The organism is Thalassospira permensis NBRC 106175, assembly GCF_000714555.1.
GTDB lineage: Bacteria > Pseudomonadota > Alphaproteobacteria > Rhodospirillales > Thalassospiraceae > Thalassospira > Thalassospira xiamenensis.
In genome coordinates, this window is record NZ_AUNC01000001.1 from 425875 (window position 1) to 448274 (window position 22400).

The 22400-nt window shown below is 52.8% G+C and carries 23 protein-coding genes; 6 read left to right on the forward strand and 17 right to left on the reverse strand.

Annotated features, from left to right (window positions below; genetic code table 11):
- Positions 1-120 precede the first annotated feature (120 nt).
- Positions 121-1521 (forward strand): aldehyde dehydrogenase family protein, encoded by a 1401-nt coding sequence (locus tag SMB34_RS01875; RefSeq protein ID WP_205618022.1) that lies wholly within the window; start codon positions 121-123, stop codon positions 1519-1521.
- 219 nt (positions 1522-1740) lie between these two features.
- Here the strand turns inward: SMB34_RS01875 and SMB34_RS01880 are convergent, their stop codons facing one another.
- From SMB34_RS01880 to SMB34_RS01915, 8 genes are all read right to left on the reverse strand, one after another.
- A complete protein-coding gene (locus SMB34_RS01880; protein ID WP_037987388.1) occupies positions 1741-2607 on the reverse strand; it encodes a substrate-binding periplasmic protein in 867 nt (288 codons plus the stop codon).
- 1 nt (position 2608) lies between these two features.
- Positions 2609-4258 carry an MFS transporter gene (locus SMB34_RS01885; RefSeq protein ID WP_205618023.1) on the reverse strand — a complete coding sequence of 550 codons (1650 nt, stop codon included), beginning with the start codon at positions 4256-4258 and terminating at the stop codon, positions 2609-2611.
- Complete coding sequence (locus tag SMB34_RS01890) at positions 4258-4671, reverse strand: DoxX family protein (protein ID WP_037987390.1); 414 nt, start codon at positions 4669-4671, stop codon at positions 4258-4260. Before SMB34_RS01890 ends, SMB34_RS01885 begins: the two co-directional genes overlap by 1 nt.
- Before the next feature lie 104 nt (positions 4672-4775).
- Positions 4776-5054, reverse strand: coding sequence for a DUF1427 family protein (locus SMB34_RS01895; RefSeq protein ID WP_037987391.1), 279 nt, complete (start codon positions 5052-5054; stop codon positions 4776-4778).
- Positions 5055-5068: 14 nt separating this feature from the next.
- Positions 5069-6925: an amidohydrolase gene (locus tag SMB34_RS01900; RefSeq protein ID WP_037987392.1), complete on the reverse strand. Its 1857-nt coding sequence runs from the start codon at positions 6923-6925 to the stop codon at positions 5069-5071.
- A gap of 245 nt (positions 6926-7170) precedes the next feature.
- Positions 7171-7848 carry a hydrolase gene (locus tag SMB34_RS01905; RefSeq protein ID WP_037987393.1) on the reverse strand — a complete coding sequence of 226 codons (678 nt, stop codon included), beginning with the start codon at positions 7846-7848 and terminating at the stop codon, positions 7171-7173.
- Between the two features lie 66 nt (positions 7849-7914).
- Entirely contained in the window at positions 7915-8550 is a 636-nt protein-coding gene (locus tag SMB34_RS01910; RefSeq protein ID WP_037987394.1) for a LysE family translocator, read from the reverse strand.
- A 177-nt stretch (positions 8551-8727) separates the two neighbouring features.
- The gene (locus tag SMB34_RS01915; RefSeq protein WP_037987395.1) at positions 8728-9372 is read right to left on the reverse strand and encodes a hydrolase; all 645 of its coding nucleotides are present in this window, start codon (positions 9370-9372) and stop codon (positions 8728-8730) included.
- Between the two features lie 113 nt (positions 9373-9485).
- Between SMB34_RS01915 and SMB34_RS01920 the strand changes: the two genes are divergently transcribed.
- From SMB34_RS01920 to SMB34_RS01930, 3 genes are all read left to right on the forward strand, one after another.
- The gene (locus tag SMB34_RS01920; RefSeq protein WP_240478723.1) at positions 9486-10403 is read left to right on the forward strand and encodes a LysR family transcriptional regulator; all 918 of its coding nucleotides are present in this window, start codon (positions 9486-9488) and stop codon (positions 10401-10403) included.
- 205 nt (positions 10404-10608) lie between these two features.
- Positions 10609-11544: a pirin family protein gene (locus tag SMB34_RS01925; RefSeq protein ID WP_037987396.1), complete on the forward strand. Its 936-nt coding sequence runs from the start codon at positions 10609-10611 to the stop codon at positions 11542-11544.
- Positions 11545-11658: 114 nt separating this feature from the next.
- Positions 11659-12633 carry a LysR family transcriptional regulator gene (locus tag SMB34_RS01930; RefSeq protein ID WP_240478718.1) on the forward strand — a complete coding sequence of 325 codons (975 nt, stop codon included), beginning with the start codon at positions 11659-11661 and terminating at the stop codon, positions 12631-12633.
- 801 nt (positions 12634-13434) lie between these two features.
- Here the strand turns inward: SMB34_RS01930 and SMB34_RS01935 are convergent.
- The 9 genes from SMB34_RS01935 to atpD are packed head-to-tail and all read right to left on the reverse strand — an operon-like array spanning position 13435 to position 19997.
- Positions 13435-14280, reverse strand: a complete 846-nt coding sequence (locus SMB34_RS01935; protein ID WP_037987397.1) for a F0F1 ATP synthase subunit gamma — start codon at positions 14278-14280, stop codon at positions 13435-13437.
- A complete protein-coding gene (locus SMB34_RS01940) occupies positions 14277-15848 on the reverse strand; it encodes a F0F1 ATP synthase subunit alpha (RefSeq protein ID WP_051682067.1) in 1572 nt (523 codons plus the stop codon). The genes SMB34_RS01935 and SMB34_RS01940 overlap by 4 nt, the downstream gene beginning before the upstream one ends.
- The gene (locus SMB34_RS01945; protein WP_037987398.1) at positions 15838-16575 is read right to left on the reverse strand and encodes a F0F1 ATP synthase subunit B family protein; all 738 of its coding nucleotides are present in this window, start codon (positions 16573-16575) and stop codon (positions 15838-15840) included. The genes SMB34_RS01940 and SMB34_RS01945 overlap by 11 nt, the downstream gene beginning before the upstream one ends.
- A 4-nt stretch (positions 16576-16579) precedes the next feature.
- On the reverse strand, positions 16580-16825 hold the full coding sequence (locus SMB34_RS01950; protein WP_037987400.1) for a F0F1 ATP synthase subunit C: 246 nt from the start codon (positions 16823-16825) through the stop codon (positions 16580-16582).
- The gene (locus tag SMB34_RS01955; RefSeq protein WP_037987506.1) at positions 16825-17538 is read right to left on the reverse strand and encodes a F0F1 ATP synthase subunit A; all 714 of its coding nucleotides are present in this window, start codon (positions 17536-17538) and stop codon (positions 16825-16827) included. The genes SMB34_RS01950 and SMB34_RS01955 overlap by 1 nt, the downstream gene beginning before the upstream one ends.
- A complete protein-coding gene (locus SMB34_RS01960; protein WP_037987404.1) occupies positions 17535-17825 on the reverse strand; it encodes an N-ATPase subunit AtpR in 291 nt (96 codons plus the stop codon). The genes SMB34_RS01955 and SMB34_RS01960 overlap by 4 nt, the downstream gene beginning before the upstream one ends.
- A complete protein-coding gene (locus tag SMB34_RS01965; protein WP_037987405.1) occupies positions 17822-18124 on the reverse strand; it encodes an AtpZ/AtpI family protein in 303 nt (100 codons plus the stop codon). The genes SMB34_RS01960 and SMB34_RS01965 overlap by 4 nt, the downstream gene beginning before the upstream one ends.
- Positions 18121-18537, reverse strand: coding sequence for a F0F1 ATP synthase subunit epsilon (locus SMB34_RS01970; RefSeq protein ID WP_196871085.1), 417 nt, complete (start codon positions 18535-18537; stop codon positions 18121-18123). Before SMB34_RS01970 ends, SMB34_RS01965 begins: the two co-directional genes overlap by 4 nt.
- A complete protein-coding gene (atpD, locus tag SMB34_RS01975; RefSeq protein ID WP_051682068.1) occupies positions 18534-19997 on the reverse strand; it encodes a F0F1 ATP synthase subunit beta in 1464 nt (487 codons plus the stop codon). Before atpD ends, SMB34_RS01970 begins: the two co-directional genes overlap by 4 nt.
- Before the next feature lie 588 nt (positions 19998-20585).
- Here atpD and kdpF point away from each other — a divergent pair.
- Together kdpF and kdpA are read left to right on the forward strand one after the other, a co-directional pair.
- Complete coding sequence (gene kdpF, locus SMB34_RS21555) at positions 20586-20672, forward strand: K(+)-transporting ATPase subunit F (RefSeq protein WP_084716446.1); 87 nt, start codon at positions 20586-20588, stop codon at positions 20670-20672.
- Positions 20673-20685: 13 nt separating this feature from the next.
- Positions 20686-22395 carry a potassium-transporting ATPase subunit KdpA gene (gene kdpA, locus SMB34_RS01980; RefSeq protein ID WP_037987407.1) on the forward strand — a complete coding sequence of 570 codons (1710 nt, stop codon included), beginning with the start codon at positions 20686-20688 and terminating at the stop codon, positions 22393-22395.
- Positions 22396-22400 lie beyond the last annotated feature (5 nt).

Here is a 22400-nt window from a genome sequence, read left to right on the forward strand (position 1 = left end):
ATAACGACAATGACGAACAACGACAACAAGGTCGCCATCAATGCCCCGGGCAAGTCTGGCATGACGGTTCAGGCAACAGCATTCAACTGGATCAACGGTGTCCAGACAAATGACGGGGAATTGAAGCCATCGATTGATCCGGCCACCTACGATACCATTGGATATTATCCGGACAACGGCCTAGAGGCAGCGAAAACTGCAGTTGCGGCAGCCTCAAAGGCTTTTAAGGAAACGACTTGGGCGTGTGATCATGAACTGCGAGCGCATGTTCTAAATCAGCTAGCCGCTGCATTCGAGCGTAACCGCGATCGCCTTATAGAAATCCTGTCGCTTGAAAACGGCAAGGTGAAAGTTGAAGCTGCCTTCGAAGTCGATATGATCCCCAGCAAATTGCGTTATTCGGCGGCAACAGCTCTGCTGGAAAGCGGTAGAGCTGTTACGCCAAAACCAGGAAGCCTGTCTGTGATCCTAAAACAGCCGATGGGTGTTGCTGGCGTCATTGCGCCCTGGAACTCTCCTGCGGTTCTGACCATTCGCTCTCTGGCACCAGCACTCGCAGCTGGATGCACTGCTGTCATCAAGCTTCCGGCACAAATCGCGCAAGCTGCCAGTGTCATGGCGGAAATCATGGCCGAGGCCGAGGATCTTCCGAATGGTGTAATCAACCTCTTCTTTGAAAGTGGTCCGGAAGGATCTGCGTATTTGGTCGAAAGCCCGGATGTTCCCGCGATTAGTTTCACTGGCAGCACCGGCACAGGCCGCGCCATCTGCGCAATTGGTGCCAAACGGATGAAGCGTTTCGGGATGGAGCTTGGCGGCAAGACGCCGGTCATTCTGTTCGATGATGCCGATATCGATGCGGCCCTGCCCGTGATTGAGAAGGCGCTGACAGTATTTTCCGGTCAATTTTGTATGACCGGTTCACGTCTGCTTGTTCAAGAGGGCATTTTTGAACATGTGCGCGATGCGCTTGCCCAGCAACTAACCGATGTGAAAGTTGGTCCGGCAAGTGACCCCTCAAGCGATATGGGGCCACTGATTGATCGAGAGAATGTCTTGCGGGTAGACGAGGTGGTCAAGAACGCCATTTCGGAGGGAGCAAACGTTATTGTACGTGGGGGGCCTGTTTGCGCCGGACCGCTTGCAAAAGGTGCTTTTTTCCGGCCTGCATTGTTGGAAGTTAACGACAATAGCCTGTCGATTCTTCAGGAAGAGACATTTGGTCCTGTCCTGACTATTCAGCGTTTTCATGACGAGGCAGAAGCCATTCAGCTTGCAAATGACAGCGAGTTTGGTCTTGCTGCCAGCGTCTGGACGCGTGACGTCGACCGTCCGTTGAAGGTGGCGCAGGCGCTTGAGGCTGGCACCATATGGATCAATGACTGGGCCAAGGTCTATGACAATACCGAGGAAGGCGGCTTCAAACAGTCAGGCCTTGGGCGGCTTAACGGCCTCGCTGCACTCGACGACTTTATCGAGTATAAGCATATTGCCCTGAAGCCCGGTCTTCATAGGGGCTGATGACGTCACATGATTGATGTCGAAAGGGGCCAAGGTCGTTGCTTTCAATTGCGAAAATCTTGGTCGCCATCTGCAGGGGGCAGGGCAGCCCTTGCCAAGCATCACGATCCTTTGGGTAAGACAAGAACTGTACTTGGCGTATCGCGAGGATACAGCAAGAAAATCGGAACTTATGGTATGGGGCATGTCCCCATACCAGTCCGGTGAACGACAAGGCTGTTAGTTTTGCTCTTGAGGCGCATCAGAGGTATTTGGGCCAGTTCGATACTTTGCCAAAATGCTGTCAAAGAAACCACTCTGGCGGATTGTCTTCAGACCAGCATTCAAATGATCCAGAATAATTTCCGGGGCCTCGGTCTTGCGGGAAATGCAGGAGTAATGGGAACTGGTCGATATTACCTTGGTCCTTATTCTTTCTACATCAGGGAGTCCGTCCTCATCTCCATTGAGCAGGTAATAGTCCATAGGGGGGCGAAACGTTAAGGCTGCGTCAATTCGATTTGAGTTCAAAAGGTTGACCAGCGCTTTTTCGCTATTGGCAATCATGACATCAAACTTTGCTTTGCGCGCGTACACCTCCAGACTGTATCCATTCACAACACCAACGGTCAGCTTGGACGCGTCTTCGGTGTCGATCATGTCAAAAACCTGTTCATTGGTGCTATACATGGCGATCTCTCCGTCGCCAAGTGGATCAGAATATAGGAATTCTGCGTCTCTTTCTGGCAGGTAGCTACAAGAACAAAGCCCATCAACATGACCTGCACTGGCAAGAAAATAAGCCCTTTTCCAAGGATAGAACGGTGTAAGGAGTGTGATGTCGCGTGTGGCAAATGCGGCACGCAAGATTTCAACATCAAATCCGGGCATGACGTTGTTGTCAGCGATCATCGCGGCAGGGAACGGATTGCAGGCAAGTGTCACGGTCTTGCGTTCACTGGCGGATGAGCCCAATGAACTATCTGCCAGTGCCGCACCGATCAATGTGCTGATAAACGTAATCGTTAATGCGGTAAAGATTGCAGCATTTTTTCCAATCCAATTGGAACTTAACTGATTTTTGGCTTTCTGAAGGAATGGGGTCATATCATTTAACTGCAATCAAATGATCAACTTTTGGGTTTGTTTCGCCCAGATGCAAGCGGTTAACCTTTTCCTGAATATCGCGATCCGCGCCAGACACCCGTTTGTGATGACGTAAGTGTTCTATCCATGAACCTTCCGACCATGTTTCGACAAACAGGTCGTGATCAGTGCTGTCCTGATGAAGCCCCCAATGGTATGCGCCATGGCGCTGGCGGGCTTTGCGCATTTCAGTCATGAGCTGCTGGAACGTCTCATGATCTTTCGAGTTGATCCGATAGGAAATCCTGATCATGACAGGGCCGCGATCCTGTTCGGCACTTTCAGACAGGATTGGTTCGGGCCAGTGCATTGACGGGCTCAGATCAAGATCGGCACCCTGATTAAGCCGGATGCGCATTGTTGCGATCATCAGAATGATTGCTCCAACCCCAGCAGTCAGCAAAGCCATCTCAATCGAGAACTGTTCGGCAAGCCAGCCCCATGCCACGCTACCAGCTGACATCGAGCCGAAAAATAGCGTCAGAAACACAGACAAACCCCGAGCACGCACCCAGTCAGGCAAAGCGGTTTGCGTGGATACATTCAACGAAGATAAAACTGCTATCCATGACGCCCCGGCAATGAAGGAGGCCATAACAGCCACGACTGGATGCTGAACCAAAGCGAAGCTCAACATCACAAGAGCTGTCCCGGTCGTCCCGGCCATAACGGTTTTGTCTGGACCAAGCCGTGCCTTGATTTTGGGTAGAACAATGGCGCCGGCGACAGCGCCCGTGCCAACACTGGCGAGCAGAATTCCATATAGCTGTGCCCCGCCTGCCAGCATGTTGCGCGCAATCAGTGGCAACATCGCCCAATAGGCGCTGGCAAACAAAAAGAACGCAACAGCCCGGATCAAGGTGGCGATCACCGGCGGGCTGTTAAATACATAGCGAAGACCAGCACGCATGGCCCCGGTCATGCGTTCTCGTGGCATGGTCTGGACATTCTCTTGAGGTTTCCAGAAGAACAGAACGCCAAGAATTCCAAGAAAGCTGAGTGCATTGAGCGCAAACGGAGATACCAGACCTGCGCTGACAATCAGAAAACCGGCCAATGCCGGACCAATCGCGCGACTGACGTTGATGCCCATGGAATTGAGCGCAATCGCAGCGCCCAGGCGTGGTTTATCAACCAACCCCGGAACGATTGCTTGCCATGCAGGTGCCATCAATGCTGCACAGGTTCCCATCAAGAATGTAAACAGGATCAGGATCGAAGGCGTCACCAATTGCAGATAAACCATCGCAGAGAGTGCTGAAGCCAAGCCGGCCATTACCAGATTGATGGAAATCAGTAATTTTCTGCGATCCATTAAGTCCGCAAGCGCCCCGGCAAAGATTGCAAACAGGAATACGGGCAATGTGGTCGCTGCCTGCACCAGCGAGACAACCAGAGGCGAGGGGGACAGCTCTGTCATGAGCCAGCCTGCGCCGACATCGTGCATCCATGTGCCGATATTCGATATGACGGTTGCCACCCACAAAAAGGCGAATGCCCTATGCCGAAACGGTGCCCATGGACCTGTGTCAACTGGTTTGGTTTCGTTCATTTTTCCTCTTCCTGATGAAGATGGCAATGCGCTTTGATCCCCTAATGCCGCAAAGCGCACTAAATGCGTCGGGATGTTTTTTCGGACAGAATTGCTACAAGAGCGAGCCCCGCAATGATCGCAACATGCTCAAAAAATATGTTGCTTTGTGCGGCGCGCTCCGCCTCTGGAAAAGTCCAGTACGCATGTGCAGTGAGTGTCGCCACAGCGGTAAATACTCCCAATGCGACAGCGGCCAGCCACACTTGGCGCCCCAGGATGATGGCAATAGAGCCGCCCAGTTGGAGAAGGATAATGCCCGCTGCAAGTGGTGCCGCGGGCGAAAGTCCGAAATGGTTCATCTCACCTATCGCTGCCGCCCAGTTGAACAGTTTTGTCAAACCAGAAAGCCAGAACGGACAGGTCAGAGCAACCCGGATACCCAATTCAAATATAACGCTGTTTAACAACTTCGAGATGGGGGCTGGCGTCATGACATTGTTCTCATGGTAAAGGAAACGAAAATTGTCAGTTATGCAGAAACAAACCTGGTTCGGTGCACCGGTTTCCAAATGGAATTGACTGGCGCACCAGGGGGTTATGACTTTGTTTCAGGTGATGCTGGGCCACAGTTGGTTTGAGCACCTTTGGCATCACTTGCTACACTAAATGATTTGCCATGCAGGCAGTGTGCAGCGGCTTCTTGGACAGACATCCTGTCTTTGGCCCAGTTCACCGCAGTTTCACCGGCCAGCATACCAAGCAGTCCAAGGAGTGCGATGACGGGTGGGGCCGGGGATCGGGTTCCCAGCAGCGCATAAATCACACCAACACCAAGCCCGATCCCAAGTGAAACGAGATAAGGGGAAACAGTCATTCTCTTCTCCTTTGCTATACCGCGAAGCAGGAACAACCCAGCGCACCCCAGAAAGATTTGCTGTCTGCAACCGGGATTGGATTGTTCCATGCAATGCCATGGTCGTGGCCGTGAACGCCGCAACCGTGCGAACAACCATCGTGGCAGGCACGTTCATGTGTCGAGGCTTCAGGACGTTGGGCCGGGCTTTGTTGATGCAAAACCGGACTCCAGGATGGCGATGCCGGTGGCAGTTTCGGTGAAAGGGACTGATAGTTGCCTTCGCCGTAAACCACTTTGCCGCCAACCATGGTCATGACCGAGTTGATCCGCCGGATTTCTTCGGGCGCAACGGCCATATAATCCGCCGACAGAACTGCCAGATCAGCATATTGCCCCGGCGCAAGCGATCCTTTGACGTCCGCTTCGCCCGAGAACCATGCCGAACCCTTGGTCCAGAGCATTAAGGCCGTTTCACGATCAAGAACGTTGTCATTCTCATAAAGTGGCATGCCGCCAACCGTTTTACCGGTCGTTAGCCAGTAAAGGGCAACCCACGGATCGTAAGACGCGACACGCGTTGCATCCGTTCCCGCCCCGACGGGCAGCCCCTGTTCAAGCATTTTGGCAATGGGCGGGGTCGCCATGGCGGCGTCTTTGCCGTAACGATTGACGAAATATTCGCCTTGGAAGGCCATACGATGCTGAATGGCAATGCCGCCGCCCAGTGACTTGATCCGTTCGATATTGCGTTCGGAAACGGTTTCGGCGTGATCGATGATGAACCGGGTTTTGAACGGGTTCTTGCCATTGACGCGTTCAAATACGCCAAGGAAACGGTCGATGGTTTCGTCATAGGTTGCGTGAATACGGAACGGCCATTCACGATCAGCCAGCAGTTCAACAATCGGTTCAAGTTCACTTTCCATCACCGGTGCCAGATCCGGACGCGGTTCAAGGAAGTTTTCAAAGTCCGCAGCCGACCAGGTCAGGTTTTCGCCCGCCCCGTTCATGCGCAGCATGTCGCTTCCAGCACCCGGTTCGGTCAGTTCGACCCAGCGTTCGTAATCGTTCAATTCCTTGCCCGCTGTTTGGGCAAAAAGGTTGTAGGCGATGCGAACCGTCATTTGCCCGTCGTCATGCAGACGTTGGATGACGTCATAATCGTCGGGATAATTTTGTCCGCCGCCGCCAGCATCAATCACACTGGTGATGCCAAGCCGGTTCATCTCACGCATATAGTGGCGGGTGGAATTGATCTGATCCTCAATCGGAAGCTTAGGCCCCTTGGCCAGCGTAGAATACAGAATCAAGGCAGATGGTTTCGCCACTAACAGGCCGGTTGGATTGCCCTTGGCATCCTTTTCAATGACACCACCGGGCGGGTTTGGCGTGTTTTTATCAAAACCAAGAACCTTGATTGCGGCCTGATTAAGCAGGGCCTGCCCATAAAGATGCAGGATAAAGACCGGGGTTTCGGGGGCGGCAGCATTGATTTCATCAAGCGTCGGCAAACGACGTTCAGCAAATTGGAATTCCGACCAGCCTCCAACGACACGCACCCATTGCGGTGCAGGCGTAACGGCCGCTTGGGCCTTAAGCATGCGAAGGGCATCGGCCACAGAGGGCACGTTCTCCCATCGCAGTTCCATGTTGTAGTTCAACCCGCCGCGAATAAGGTGGGTATGGCTGTCATTGAGTCCCGGAATGATGCGACGACCGCCAGCATTGATCATTTTGGTTTTGCCATCGGCAAGCTTGCGCATATCTGCTTCGGCGCCGATTGCCAGTACTTTGCCGCCGGCAATCGCAATGGCGTCGACTTCGGGATTTTTTGGATCAAGCGTCGTGATACGGGCGTTGTGGATGATTGTTTCGGCTGTCTTGCTCATCTCGGTACTCCCAGTTGATCTGATTGGCAGCGCACTGAGTGCTGTGCTTGCAGCAGCACCTTGAAGAAATGTCCGGCGTTTCATGCGTGTGACCTTTCAATACCAAGCCCCGCACCTGCCGCTCATGTACGCCCGTTCAGTGAGGTACTTGACTTGGAAACGGCACTGAGAGTTTGGCGTGACAGAGGGATTCGGAACGAAAAAACGCGGCAGATATTTTGTATCTGCCGCGTTTCCTTTATCGATCAGGAAGCTGCTTTCGGCGCAATCCGAGGACCATGTTCGACGCGTTCCGGCGCCTTGTGAACCATGGTGTAGGCGTAATCGACACCCATGCCATAAGCACCGGAATGTTCTTTCACCAACGCCATGACATCATCATAGGTTTCACGGTGTGCCCAATCGCGCTGCCATTCGAGCAGAACCTGCTGCCAGGTTACCGGCACCACACCAGCCTGAACCATGCGATCCATCGCATAATTATGCGCATCAACCGATGTGCCTCCCGAAGCATCGGCGACCATGTAGATTTCATATCCGCCTTCAAGCATTGCACAGAACGCAAAGGAGTTGTTGCAGACTTCGGTCCACAAGCCGGAAACGATCACTTTCTTGCGGCCGTTTGCAGCGAGTGCATCACGCACTTTCTGGTCATCCCAGGAATTCATCGAGGTCCGTTCGAGAAGCGGCGCTTCGGGGAAGACGGCCAGAAGTTCCGGATAGGTATGTCCTGAAAAGCTTTCGGTTTCGACGGTCGTGATCGTGGTCGGGATGTTGAAAATCTTGGCAGCCTTTGCAAGGCCAACGGTGTTATTTTTAAGGACCTGACGGTCAATCGACTGAACGCCGAATGCCATCTGAGGCTGGTGATCGATGAAGATGATCTGCGAATTTTTCGGGGTAAGAAGTTCAAGCTTTTCCATTTTAGGTCTCCTGTTTGATAAAACGACATTGCCTGCATGCAACAAGCGCGGGGGAAGGGCCGGGGACTAGGAAGTTGGGATCGCAGAAACGATCATCAGCACGCCAAAAACGACAAAGATTGCGCCGGTCAACGCACGCCCACGCCGGGCATGTTCCGGTTTTTGAAACATCCTTACGACGTGCCGCGCACCAATTGCGTAACCGCCCAGAACAACAAGCTTTGCAACGACAAACGTCAAAACCAGAAGTGCCAGAACAGCTGGGCCGCTCTCGGCGGGAATAAACTGCGGGAACAATGCCGCAAAAAACAGAACGGCCTTTGGGTTGCTGATCCCGACACCGAATGAGTGAAACCAGAGAGCCAAACCGTCGCGTCCACGTGCTATCTCAGCAGTCCCATCGGCCTCTTTCGGTTGGCCGACGGATCTGAGATACGTCCACCCCAGCCACAGGACATAGAACGCACCAAGCAAGCGCAGGCTGAGAAAAATCAGTGGATACGCTTCGAGTAAAGCACCCAAGCCGACCACCGAAAGTGTCGCCAGCAGTGCAATTGCGACAAGATCACCACTTAGTGCACCCAATGCGCGACGCCACCCAAAGGCAAGAGCATTGTTAACGAGAAACAATGTCGACGGACCAGGCGTCGCGCTTTGAGCTGCGCTGATCAAGATAAAAGCAAGATATGATGATAATTCCATTGCGCACCCAAGACAATAATTTGTTCAACGAAACAGAAAGGGTTAAAGTAACCCAATAGTTTTCCTGCCCTTTTGCAAAGCAGAGCGCCGTTTCCATTCTGACTCTCAAGAAGTGATGAAGAGCCGTGACAAATCCTCAGGCGTTCATCTGGAATCTGATCAGTCCATTATTTATCCCTAGCCGGGGGCAGGTGTGTTAAGCAGTTGCTGTTCCCATTGGAATGCGACACCACTAGCCCCGGCATGTTGCTTAAGTATCTCGGCAAGTTCGGGAATATGTTCTTCGCGCGCCCAGTCGCGTTGCCATTCGGAGGCCAGAGCCAGCCATGTCATCATATTCGCGCCTGCTGCGATCATTCGCTGGATAGCAACTTCATGTGCCTCGACTGAAACACCGCCGCATGCATCGGTTACGACCGTGACATCCCACCCTTCGCCAAGGGCCTGAATGGTTGGCATGGCAACACAGACTTCGGTCCACAGACCCGCTATAACAAGTTGCTTGCGGCCCGTTTCCTTGACGACATCTACCACTTTGGGATCTTGCCAGGTGTTGATCAAAGTACGGTCAATGATTTCCTGTCCCGGGAATACATCGGCAATTTGGGGAAAAATATTGCCGCCCTGACGTGCGATTACAGTTGTTAAGATGGTCGGTACGCCAAACGCCTTGGCAGCTTTTGCCAGCCCTACCGTGTTGTTCACCACCATATGAGGATCATGGCTGTTGAGGTTTGCAAGCTGGTAGGGTTGATGGTCGATCAGCACAAGTACTGAGTCTTCGGGGCGAAGGAGTGAATCAAGGCCATTGCGAATATTCATAGACTGTCCCTTCTGTTTTGTAATCAGGGCTCGTTTGCTCGAATTGATTTTTAGGTGCCCTATGAATCGACAGTCGCAGGTCTCTGGATAAGACACTAGTGCCCGTATATGATGTGCTGTGTCGCAACACGGGGAACACGAAATTGGACATAGAAGAATTAGAAACATTTGTAGAAGTTGCTGATTCCGGGGGAATTTCCCCTGCTGCGCGTCGACTGGGTGTGTCCAAGTCAATCGTCAGTCGACGGCTTTTGCGTCTGGAATCAGCGCTTGGTGTTCAGCTTCTGGCGCGCACGACCCGAGGTGCGGCACTTACCGAAGCCGGGACTACATTCCGCGAACATGCCGCGCGGATTCGTGATGAATTAGAGTTGGCGAAAGACACATTGCTGCCAACGGGTGAACTTTGTGGCCGGCTTCGTATCGCCATGCCGCTTTCGTTCGGACCGACACACTTTGCCCCTGTGCTTGCAAAAATGGCGCAACGCCATCCCCAGCTTCAGATCAATGCCTGCTATAGTGATCGCTTCGTAGACCTTATTGCCGAGGGGTTTGATTGCGCGATCCGATTGGGCCTTCTTCCCGATTCCAACCTGATTGCAAAGCACATTGCGCCGATCCATGGCAAGCTGGTTGCAAGCCCCGCTTACATCAAGATGCATGGCGCACCTGAAACGCCCGAAGACATTGCATTCCACCAAGCCGTTCTACAGGGTACAGAGTCCTGGCATCTGATGGACGGTGATAAAATCGTAACGGTGCAGCCGCAAGGGCGTTTCAAGTCCGATAATGGCATCGCATTGACTGCCGCTGCCGCAGAAGGTCTTGGCATTGGATGTCTTCCCAATTGCCTTACCCTCGAATACTTGGTTTCCGGAGCCCTCGTTCCGGTGATGCCACAATATCCCCCAAAATCCGGAGGAGCCTTTGTGGTGCGACCACCCGGAAGCTACCCGGACCGCAAGGTGCGCGTACTGACCGAAATGCTCATTGAGCATGTCCAGTCCAATCCCCATCTCTGGGAAGAATAGCCCTGGCTAGCCAGCAAGCGCCAACTCGGTCATCTCGGTCAGTATTATTCCGAGCAGACATTCCACTTCGTGCGACACAGTTAAGCGCATAGCGTGACTAGCGCAGCGAAAAAACATCCGCCAATGTGGGTTATCCTTCTGATCGGTAGTGCAATTTTGCCTGCTCGGCCTGGAAGGGCGCTAAGGACAAGTAAGGAGTGCGCGTATGAGTTGGAACCCCGCATTGCAACCGGGCTGCCCCGATGATGTAGATACTGACGCGATTGAGACACTCATTGTCCCGCGTGCAAGAGACCTTGGCGATTTCGAAGTTCGTCGTGCCCTGCCTGCACCAAAGCGGCAGATGGTAGGCCCTTTCATCTTCTTTGATCAAGCCGGGCCGGCCGAGTTCCTGACCGGTCAAGGGGTCGATGTAAGACCTCACTCGCATACTGGTCTTGGCACAGTTACGTATCTTTTTCGCGGTGATTTCCACCATCGCGACAGTACAGGGGCAGACCAGATCATCCGTCCTGGCGAATTGAACTGGATGGTTGCCGGGCGCGGTGTATCCCACTCAGAGCGGACTTCAGCGCAAGCCCGGTCCGGCCCCAACAGTTTGTCCGGCATACAGACCTGGGTCGCACTACCCGATCAGTATGAGGACATGGCACCGATATTCGAACATCATAACAAAGAGGCGCTGCCGATCATCGAGGATTCTGGCGTCACTGTTCGACTTATTCTCGGCAACGCCTATGGCAAATCTGCCCCCGCGACAATGCTCTCAGAAACCTTTTACGCCGATGTGGTGCTCGAAGCAGGAGGTCGATTGCCTTTGCCCGACAATCACGAGGACAGAGGCATCTACATCGTCGAAGGCTCAATATTGATCGCCGGACAAGAGTATCAATCATCGCAAATGATGGTCTTCCGCTCCGGAGACAAAATCACCGTATCGGCTGGTGAGAAAGGTGCTCGGATCATGATCCTCGGCGGCGCCACCCTTGAGGGTCCACGGTACATCTGGTGGAACTTCGTTGCCTCGTCAAAAGAGCGTATCGAAGAAGCCAAGGCCGAATGGCGCGCAGCAAACTGGGGCAAAGGACGTTTCGATCTCCCTATCAATGATCGTGATGAGTACATCCCCATGCCGGATTGAGCGGCGTTGAGGAAATACCTCAAAGACAGCCAAGTCGGTCCGGTGTTGCTTTAGCACTCATTTCGAAATGTCTTTTTCTGAGATCACAACCAGTAACCGCTGTACATCTATGAGATGGATACGCTCAGTTTCGCGCGGAGTAAATCAACATACCGTGTCGTGCTGCTGTGTCGTGAAATAGAGAATGCCAAGTTGAATATAGAAGACTTAGAAACATTCGTCGTGGTTGCCGATGCGGGTGGAGTTTCTCCCGCTGCAAGACGGCTAGGTGTATCCAAATCAATTGTCAGTCGCAGGCTCTTTCGGCTTGAAGCAGCGCTTGGTGTTCAGCTTCTTGCCCGAACAACACGCGGTGCTGCCCTCACTGAATCCGGGGTTGCATTTCGCGAACACGCCGCAAAGGTGAGTGCCGAAATCGAAATTGCGAGGGATACGATCATGCCCACGGGTGATCTTCGGGGGCGCCTGAGAATTGCCATGCCGCTCTCGTTGGGACCAACACATTTTGCCCCCGTTCTTGCGAAGATGGCGCAACGCTATCCCCAGATTCAGTTACATGCTTGCTATAGCGACCGGTTTGTTGACCTTATCTCCGAAGGTTTTGATTGCGCGATCCGGGTCGGCTACCTTGAAAATTCCAATTTGCTCGCTAAACGCATTGGGCCCGTCTATTTGAAACTTGTCGCAAGCCCGTCTTACATCGAGACACATGGAGCGCCAGAAACGCCCAAGGAACTCATGGCGCACCAAGCCCTTATGCAGGGAGCAGAGTCTTGGAAATTTATGGATTGTGACAGGGTCGTCACGGTCCAGCCACAGGGGCGTTTTAAATCCGACAACGGCATCGCTCTTACCGCTGCGGCAACAGCCGGGCTTGGTATTGCCTGCCTTCCTGACAGCTTGATCTGTGAATATTTGAGATCGGGTGCCCTCATTACGGTTATGACTGGGTATCCTCCGCCGCCTGCCGCGGCGTATGTTGTCCGGCCACCTGGGCAGCACCCTGTAAGAAAAATCCAAGTGCTTACCGAAATGCTGATTGAGCATCTCGAACAAAATCCGTGTCTTCGAGGGAGGGCTGAAAATTGAGAGCAAAGCTCTGACTAACGCGTAGAACCAAATCTCAAAACGAATAAGAATTTATCTATGCAGAATTGAGCCGAACTGAAAAAAGGTTCCTTACTCTAAATGCCATGAGGCACAGCGGCAATTTGTCATTTTGCTCAATTCAGAGGGTATGACGAACCATATGTTTGAAATTGTCAGCTTTTCTGTCAATTCTGCAGGTTTTTGTCATCTTTGGTGACAATCGATGACAGCTTATCTGGCAATCGAAAATGCTAACCAATTGATTTTTCAAGAAGTCGAATGTCACCTTTTGTGGCACCTGACATCCATCCTGTTGTCGAGTGCCACAAAAGTTGAAATTTTCGCCAGAAAAGATGAAGCTCGTCGAATACAGTCTCCGGTAAGATGTATCAATCAGCATAGCCTTCTTTTCGCGTAGTCCCTTCCGACGGATGCATTCGGTGATGCTCCGGGTGCTATTTTCCACGCACAATATGCTCGTATATTGCGAATAGTCGCATAGCCCATCCGGCTTTAAGTTCTCAGAAAACATTTCCAACGCAATCGTTCGACTTCAAACAAGGGTTCTTGCTTGAATGTTACCTGTCTGGTCCCAACTCAAGGTCTTTTAGGTATAAGTTTTGAAGCCGAAATAACTAACGTGGTCAAAAAATAATTTGAGGCAAATCGAACATTTAATAGGCGAAATTTATGCCAAATAAATTCCCTTACCTTCTTTAGATATTGAGGGAATTTGTTGCTTATTTTTGTCCAAATATGCAAGCGACGATTTGGTCGCGGTCCGGCATGCGTGTTCCTTATTCATTTCTTGTGGTGCGCAGATGCAGTGCCCGTTCCCAATTCAATGATTTCGGCTGTGATTTCTTCTTGACGGACTTGGCGCAATCTGGCTTGAAACAGATCAAGTTCGCGTTCGATTTGGCTTGCTGCAGCCGACATTGCTTCCAGTCGCGCTTCGTTTTCGGCCGCAAATGCGTGCAGGCAAGACTTGCAAACCAGAGCATGAAAGTAATCAGCGCTCAGGCTATCGAGCAAGGCTGCTTTCGGGAGCTGCATCATCGGTGGCCGCGAGGCATGAGATGCGAACTCGGTCAGATCAATTGGAAACAGACTGTGCCGGACGATTTCGGGTCTTCCTGAATGCCATGTGGAATAGATGACATCAAGGCTGTCAATCTTGCCGACTTCGACGCTGCCATAGATGGCCTTGGTGATATTGTCCGCCATTTTCGGAATGCCCGGTGTGTGGGAGGGCATTGCCGTGCTCCAGAAAGGATAAATCCCGCGTGTCCTTGCGATGGATAAACCGCGCGTTCCAATCAAAAACAGGGTTGCTTTTTTAAGGTCTTCAGCAATTTTTTCGAGAACATGTTCACTGAAGGCACCGGCAAACCCCTGCTCGGCGCAGAAAACAAGAAGCCCCTTACCAGTGTTGGCAGGTATCTTTGTTGTCGGTCGGTGTTCCTCCGGGGATAGGGTGCTTCGCATGGCATTTGCGATCGTGGATGCATAACCGTCGACGGCTTTGATATGCTTCCTTGCGTCTCTGGAACGTGCTGCTGCGATGCCTTTCATGGCATTGACAACAGCGCCAAGCTGACGAATGCCTTCAATCCGCTCACTGACATCTGCCAAACGTTCGGTCATGCTTTTTCACCGGTTCTCTCAGGATTGTGGCTCTCAATATCATGTGACGTGTCATTTTTGATGGCGGATAACGAAGACGCAAGGCCGGTCATTGCTGCGATCAGCATGGCGCGGGCAGCTTCGTCCAGATTGCCTGTTTCGGAGATGACACGCACGCTTTCTGCTGCGTCACTGTCCAATATGGCGGGCAGCCGTTCGCGGAATGCTGTGACGGCCGAAACAGGCAGGGGATCAAGCAACCCGGATTGCACGGCGATTAGCAGGGCAACCTCGTCGACAAGCCGGAATGGTGAGTGTTGTGACTGTTTCAGAGCTTCGCGTATCCTGGCACCACGCGTTAATTGTTGGCGTACACGCCCTTCGGGCATTCCTCCAAAACGTGTAAAAACTTCCAGTTCCAGAAATTGCGCATAATCAAGCCGCAATGAGCCCGCTGCTTCCCGTAATATTGGTGCCTGGGTCTTGCCGCCAACCCGGCTGACACTGAGCCCTACATCAACAGCAGGTTTCTGGCCCTGATGGAACAGGGCGGAATCAAGCACGATCTGGCCATCGGTAATCGAAATCAGATTGGTCGGAATAAAGGCCGATAGATTGCCAGCATCTGTTTCCGCGATCGGGAGTGCTGTCAGCGAACCGCCGCCAAGATCCTTTGATAGTTTTGCCGCACGTTCAAGAAGGCGCGCATGAATATAAAAAACATCCCCAGGATAGGCTTCGCGACCTGGAGACTGGCGGGTCAGAAGGGCTATTTCACGATGTGTTGCTGCATGCTTTGATAAATCGTCGATCACAACAAGGGCATGTTTTCCCTGATCGCGAAAGTATTCCGCCATGGTCATGCCAGCATAGGGGGCAATCCACTGCAATCCGGGGGCGCTCGCCGATCCGGCAACGAGAACGATACAGCGTTCAAATGCGCCTTCGGATTGCAGCGCATCAATGGCGCGGCGCACGCTGGATGTTTTCTGCCCTACGGCGACATATATGCAAATCATATCGCTTGCGTGTTGGGCAATCATGGCATCGATTGCCAATGTTGTTTTGCCGGTCGAATGATCGCCAACGATCAATTCGCGCTGCCCCCGGCCAAGCGCAAATAATGTATCTACCACCAGCATCCCGGTCTGTACCGGTTCGGTAACAAGATCACGTTCTATGATTGATGGAGCAGGGCGTTCGATAGGCATCCTTTCGGTGGTGGATAGCTCATCCTTGTCATCAAGCGGGCGGCCAAGAGGATCGACAATACGACCAAGCAAGGCATCGCCGACAGGAACCTGGATGATTTCACCTGTACCAAATACCGCGTCTCCCGCTTCGATTTCGGTTGCGGCATCAAGCAAGACGCAACCGATAAGATCCGGATCAAGAACCCGGGCAAAGCCAATCTGCCCGCCCTGGAAACGCAGCACCTCGTCAAGGCGAACATCGCGCAGGCCGGAGATCATCGCGACACCATCGCTAATTTCTTCGACTCTTCCTTTGTGTTCCGTGCGGGGGCCCAAGGGGACATTTTCAATCGCATGCCGCGCCGCAATGCGCCAATCGGGATCATCAGGCAGCATTTTTTAGCTCCTTCAGAATCCCGGCAAGATCGGATTGCCAGCTGTTATGCAAAATGAAATGCGCGGTTCGGATTTCCATTCCGGCAATCAGTTCTGGATCCGTCATGAATGTAATATCAGGCGTACCGCCAAGGGCCTTGTGGATGGCGTTGCTGAATTTGGTCCGATCGGCATCCTCAAGCGCATATGCGCTGACCAGATCAAGGCCGTCTGCGTTCTGCGCCAATGTTGTGCGCTCCGCCTCTGGCAAGTTTGCGATACTATCGAGAAGCAATTGGAAAAATGCCTCCTGAACGATTGCCGTATTAAGAGTTTGCAGCAGTTTTGATGCAATTTCTGTGGCAAGTTCAGCCGCCTGTGTGACCGTTTTCTTCTGTGCGGCATCTGTCGCGCGGGCGATTGAAATTTGTGCTGTTGCGACGATTTTTTCCGTTTTTTCGTGCGCTTCGAGAAGTGCGGCCTTGGTTGCGTTATCTGCATCTTGTCTTGCGGCAAGCAAGATGGCTTCGCGTTCCGCAGCGATGCTTTTGCGTTCTTCTGTCAATTCGGCACGTATTGCATCCGCTTTGGACTGAGCTGCCTTTGCGGCATCAAGCATTGCCTGTGATGCTTCTTTGCGCTTTGCGATTGCATTGGCAACCGGCCGCCAGAATACACGAGACAATAACCACATCAGGATCAGGACATTGACCGCCTGCAAGCCAAGGGTCCACCAGTCAATTGTCATTGGATCATCCCAGCAACGGATTGGCGAACAGCAACAAAAGCGCGATCACCAGGCAATAGATTGCGGTTGTTTCTATCATTGCAAGGCCAACGAAAAGGGTTCGTGAAATGGTGTTTGCGGCTTCTGGCTGACGGGCAATCGCATCCATTGCGGCGGCAACTGCGCGACCTTCGGCCAGTGCCGGGCCGATTGCCCCGAATGAAACGGCAAATGCCGCACTTACGATACTGGCGAGGTTAAGGTAATCCATCACATGTCCTTTTGTTCGGGAGGAAGAGGGATCGTCTTTTCTGTGGGTTGACGTGTGCCGTCTCGGACGGCCGACGTGATGAAGACCATCGCCAGCACAGCAAAAATATAGGCCTGCACCAGTCCGGTTAGCAGATCGAGTGCGATGAGTGGGATCGGAACGATGAAACCTGCCAGGGTTGCAACAATCCCGATGACGAATACTCCGCTCATCACATTGCCAAACAGACGTACGAACATGGAAAAAGCCCGCGTTACACTTTGGACCATGTTCAGCGGGATCATTACCGGATTTGGTGCTGCGAAAGATCGCAGATACCCGCCAACCCCGGCACCTTTGATGCCAAACCAGATAACAGACAGGAAAACCAGCATCGCTAATGCCGCGTCTGTCTCAAGTCGTGCTGTCGGTGGTTCAATTCCCGGCACAAGTGATGACCAGTTTGCGATCAGGATGAACAGGAACAGCGATCCGATAAAACTGCGATATGGGGCCGGCTCTGCACCGCTTGTTTCGCGAATTTGGTTATCTATGGTGTCGACCAGAAGTTCCAGTGTGGCCTGGCGTTTGGTTGCAATTAACGCAAGTCGCCGTGTCAGAAGCATGGAACCAACCACCAGGATGATCATGATTACCCATGTGGTGACCACGGCCGCCGTAACGGGTATTGGGCCGACATAAAAAAGAGGAAGCGTTTCAAGAGGCGACTTCACGGCCGGGCTCCCCATTTTATTCGGATGATCATTTCGCGCCCGCCGATAACGCCTGCCAAGGTTACCAGAATTCCGAACCCGCCAGCTTGGAGAGCAAGCGCAAATCCACAAACCAGAAGAGCCAGCCTGCCAATCGCCAAAGCAATGACAAGCATCGGTCTTTGGCCTGATACAATCATGTCAGCCGTTATGCGGATGGTGCAGAAATAAACGATACCCATGGCAAACCCACCCGAGAAACAGACAGGCAACAACAGAAGTATTGGCGATACATCGGAATTAATCATTGTGTGTTCATCCATTTCCATGCAGTCCAGCCCCCAATTGCCAAGCCGACGATCAGCAATGGTCCTGTCCAGAAAATGCCCGTACCAAACTGTTTGTCGATCCAGTGTCCCAAAAAAAGTCCACCCAATGTCGGTACAATAATGATCCAGCCCAGCACCCCGATTTGGGCCAATCGTCGACCGACTGACATATCGCCTTCGCGTAACCAGCGATCATGCCGTTCGCGTCGCCGCCTTACTTCCCGAACAAGCGGGTCTTCTTCCGGTGGCTGCGGAAATCTATCGGGTGCTTTGCTCACCGGAATGTTTCCTTATGCATGCCAGGACGCAGGCGGCTGATGATCTGTCGAATGGCATGCATCTGAAGACGCATCGTTTCAACATGCTCGACGCGTTCTTCGTCGGCTTCGGAATGAAATCTTTGTAAAACTTCCTGATCGAGAGTTGCCAGATCGTCTCCGGTGACAGCTTCGCGGGTCGCAATGTTGATTTTTGTACGTTCACTTACAGTCATGACGCCGTTACGCACGGCGCAAAACCGGTCCTGACCTTCGACGCGCCAACTGACAATGGAAATTGCCAATGCCGTCAGAAACGGCGCATGCCCGGGCAGGATACCAAAACTGCCACTTTCATCTTCGGCATGAAGGCTATCGATTTCTTCATCAACGACGATTGAAAGCGGTGTGATGATCGTCAACCTCATCGTCATGATCTGGCCTCGCGATCGCTGGCATCGGTGGCGGTTGCTTTTTCTTCTTTCGCACGGGCTTCTTGGAGTGTTCCGACCATATAAAGCGAACTTTCAGACCAATCGTCTGTTTCCCCGTCCAGGATTGCCCGGCATCCTGCCAATGTATCGGAAAGGGCAACGCTTGTGCCCGGCGTGCCTGTAAAAGCCTGTGTGACCATGAAGGGTTGGCTTAGGAAACGCTGTAGCCGGCGTGCCCGTTTAACGGTCTTTCTGTCCGCAATTCCCAGTTCCTCGATGCCGAGCAGAGAGATAATGTCGGTCAGTTCCCTGAACCTTGCCAGTGCCTGACGGACTGCTTCGGCAGTTTCATAATGATCTTTGCCAACGACCAGCGGGTCCAGCAACATCGAGGAAGAGGCAAGAGGATCAATCGCGGGATAGAAACCTTCGGCAGCTTGCGCGCGCGACAGCACAACGACACAATCCATATGGCTTGAAATTGTTGTTACGGCGGGGTCCGTAAAATCATCGGCGGGCACATAGACCGCTTGAATAGCGGTAACTGCCGCTCCGGCAACCGATGCGATGCGTTCCTGAAGTCCGGCAACTTCGGTTGCCAGTGTCGGCTGATAGCCAACGCGCGATGGTAAACGTCCCAAAAGGCTTGATACCTCTGCTCCTGCCTGGACAAAGCGAAAGACATTGTCCATCAACAACAGCACATTCTGGTGCTTCTGATCGCGAAAATATTCCGAAACGGTCAGGGCGGTAAGCGGGGTGCGCCAACGTGCGCCGGGTGGTTCATTCATCTGGCCATACACAAGAACGGTTCGTTCCAGAACGCCGGATGCCTGCATTTCGGTCAGAAGTTCATGACCTTCACGCGAACGTTCACCGATCCCGGCAAAAACAGATATGCCCTCGTATTTCTGGACCATGGCATGAATAAGTTCCATGACCAGAACCGTTTTCCCGACCCCAGCACCGCCAAACATTGCGGCTTTTCCGCCTTGTGCCATTGGTGTGAGAAGATCAACAACCTTGATCCCGGTTTCGAAAATTTCAGTGTTTTTTGTTTGTGCTTTCAACAATGGCGGAAGGGCGTGGATCGGGCGACGTGGTGTGTCCTTTGCCAAAGCAGGCCCGCTATCCTTCGGTTCACCGACGACATCAATCAGGCGACCCAGAATGTTGTTGCCGACAGGCACTGTCACAGGGGTACCAGTTGCATAAACTTTTACGCCGCGGGACAATCCCGCCGTCGACTGGAATGCGACAGCACGCAGCGTTTCCAGATCAAGGTGACTGTGAACTTCCAGGGTTAAAGGTGTCGGTTGATCCCATGCCACGATCAACGAAGAATTGATTGGTGGCAGACCCGACCCTGTGAAAACGACGTCAACAACCGCACCGCGAACGGCGTGCACAATGCCGTGCAGTTCTTCTTTTATGGCTGGCTGTTTGTCATCCCGGTGCATGGTCGGAGGAACTCCTGACCTTTGGTGCTCTATTTATCTTCGGGGTTTGGTGCTATTTCCCAATTGATAGTATTCAATCAGGCACCGCGCGACACTGATTCAAATCAATATGGTGTTGGCTTCCGGCGTCAACCTGCCTAACGGTTAGATAGTGGGTGCTATTATATTCCCGCAATCAAATTAATGACGGAGTTGCAATTAATTGAAGAGAGCAGTTCGGGAAATGTGAGCCTTTCTAGCATATAACCTCAGAAATTTATTTCTCATTACTTGAGTTGTAGCTTGCAAGCTCGGTAAGCCTGCTTGTCATGATTCGGGGGCATGTCTGGCGTGAACGCCAATCAAAGCCGTTCAGAAGGCATCACCGCGCGCTTTTATCGGGGTTTTACGCATTTTTTATGCCTGACATCGGTTCAGAACACATTTCTGCCATCGTATTTTTACGGCCCTCCCTCCTAGCCTGTAGCGGTTGATGCGAACACTACAGGAGTATCCCATGTTCGATCTGATCTATGCCGTTCTGGCATTGGGTGCCTTTGCCATGTGCGGGCTTGCGGTACGCGGCTGCGCACGGATCTAGGAGGTTCCATGATCAGTTACATTCTTGGTGGTGCCGTATCGGCAGCGCTGATTGTCTATCTTTTTTACGCCCTGATCCGGGCCGAAAAATTCTAGGACGGAGTTCCCGATGACAACCGATCTCGGCCAGTTCGCGCTTTATTGCGCGATCCTGCTGGCGTGCGCCCCGTTGCTGGGCGGGTATATGTACCGGGTTTACAGTGGACAGGCGGTTTTGCTGTCACCCGTTTTCAAGCCGGTTGAGAAAGTCATTTATCGCATCTGCGGTATTGATGCGCAGGCATCGCAACATTGGTCACGCTATGCCGTGACCCTTCTGGCCTTTAATGCTGCCGGATGGGTTTTGCTGTTTGCCATTCTGCGTTTGCAGCATCTTTTGCCTTGGAATCCGGCCGGACTGCCACCGATGTCGTCCGATCTGGCGTTTAATACGGCGGTCAGTTTTGTCACCAATACCAACTGGCAGGCCTATGGCGGCGAAACTTCACTGTCCTATTTCAGCCAGATGGTCGGCCTGACCATGCAGAACTTTGTCAGTGCATCAACGGGCATGGCGGTTGCTGTTGCCGTGATCCGCGGTTTCGCCGGTCGCAAGATCCGTGATCTTGGTAATTTCCACGTCGATATGACGCGCGGGGTTCTTTACATTCTGCTGCCGCTTTCGATTGTTGCGGCGATTTTCCTGATGTCGCAGGGAGTTCCGCAGAACCTGAATTCCTATGTCGATGCAACCACGCTTGAAGGCACAAAGCAGGTTCTGGCACAGGGGCCGGCCGCATCGCAGATCGCGATCAAACAGCTTGGCACCAATGGTGGCGGCTTCTTTAACGTCAACTCTTCGCACCCTTACGAGAACCCCACAGCGCTGAGCAATCTGCTTCAGATGGTTTATATCCTGCTGATCCCGGCGGCATTCTGCTTCCTGTTTGGCAAGATGGTTAATGACAGGCGCCAGGGCATTGCGATTTTCGCCGTGATGGCCGTGCTGTTTGTCGGTGGATTTGCCGCGACCTATAGTGCGGAAAAGGCAGGCAATGCGTTGCTGACAAATTCCAGCACGATTGTCGCCGATCCGGGCAATATGGAAGGCAAGGAAACCCGTTTCGGTATCCTGAATTCCACCCTGTGGGCGACAGCGACAACTGCTGCGTCGAACGGATCGGTCAATGCCATGCATGACAGTCTGACACCGCTTGGCGGCATGGTCACGATGCTGAACATGCAGCTTGGTGAAATCGTCTATGGCGGTGTCGGTGCCGGTTTCTACGGCATGCTGCTGTTTGTTGTTCTGACGGTTTTCATTGCCGGACTTATGGTCGGGCGGACGCCGGAATATCTGGGCAAGAAGATCGAAGCCCGCGAGATCAAGCTGGCTGTTCTGGCCATCCTGACCATGCCGATCGGCATTCTGGTCTTCGGGGCTTTGTCTGCCACCGTTCCGGTCGCTATGACGGCAGTACAGGATGCCGGACCGCACGGGCTTTCGGAAATCCTTTATGCCTATAGCTCGGCGACGGGCAATAACGGCTCGGCCTTTGCCGGGTTCGGGGCCGGAATGCCGTTCCATACTACCTTGCAGGGCATTGCGATGCTGCTGGGGCGTTATGGCTTCATCATTCCGATCCTGGCGATTGCCGGGTCGCTCGGGACGAAGAATGTCGTTCCGGTTTCGGGCGGCACATTCCCGACCCATGGTCCGCTTTTCGTTACCCTTCTGATTGCCGTCATTCTGATTGTCGGCGGCCTCACTTTCTTCCCGGCACTGGCACTCGGTCCGATTGCGGAGCATTTCGCAATGCTGGCCGGAATTGCCTACTGACCGGA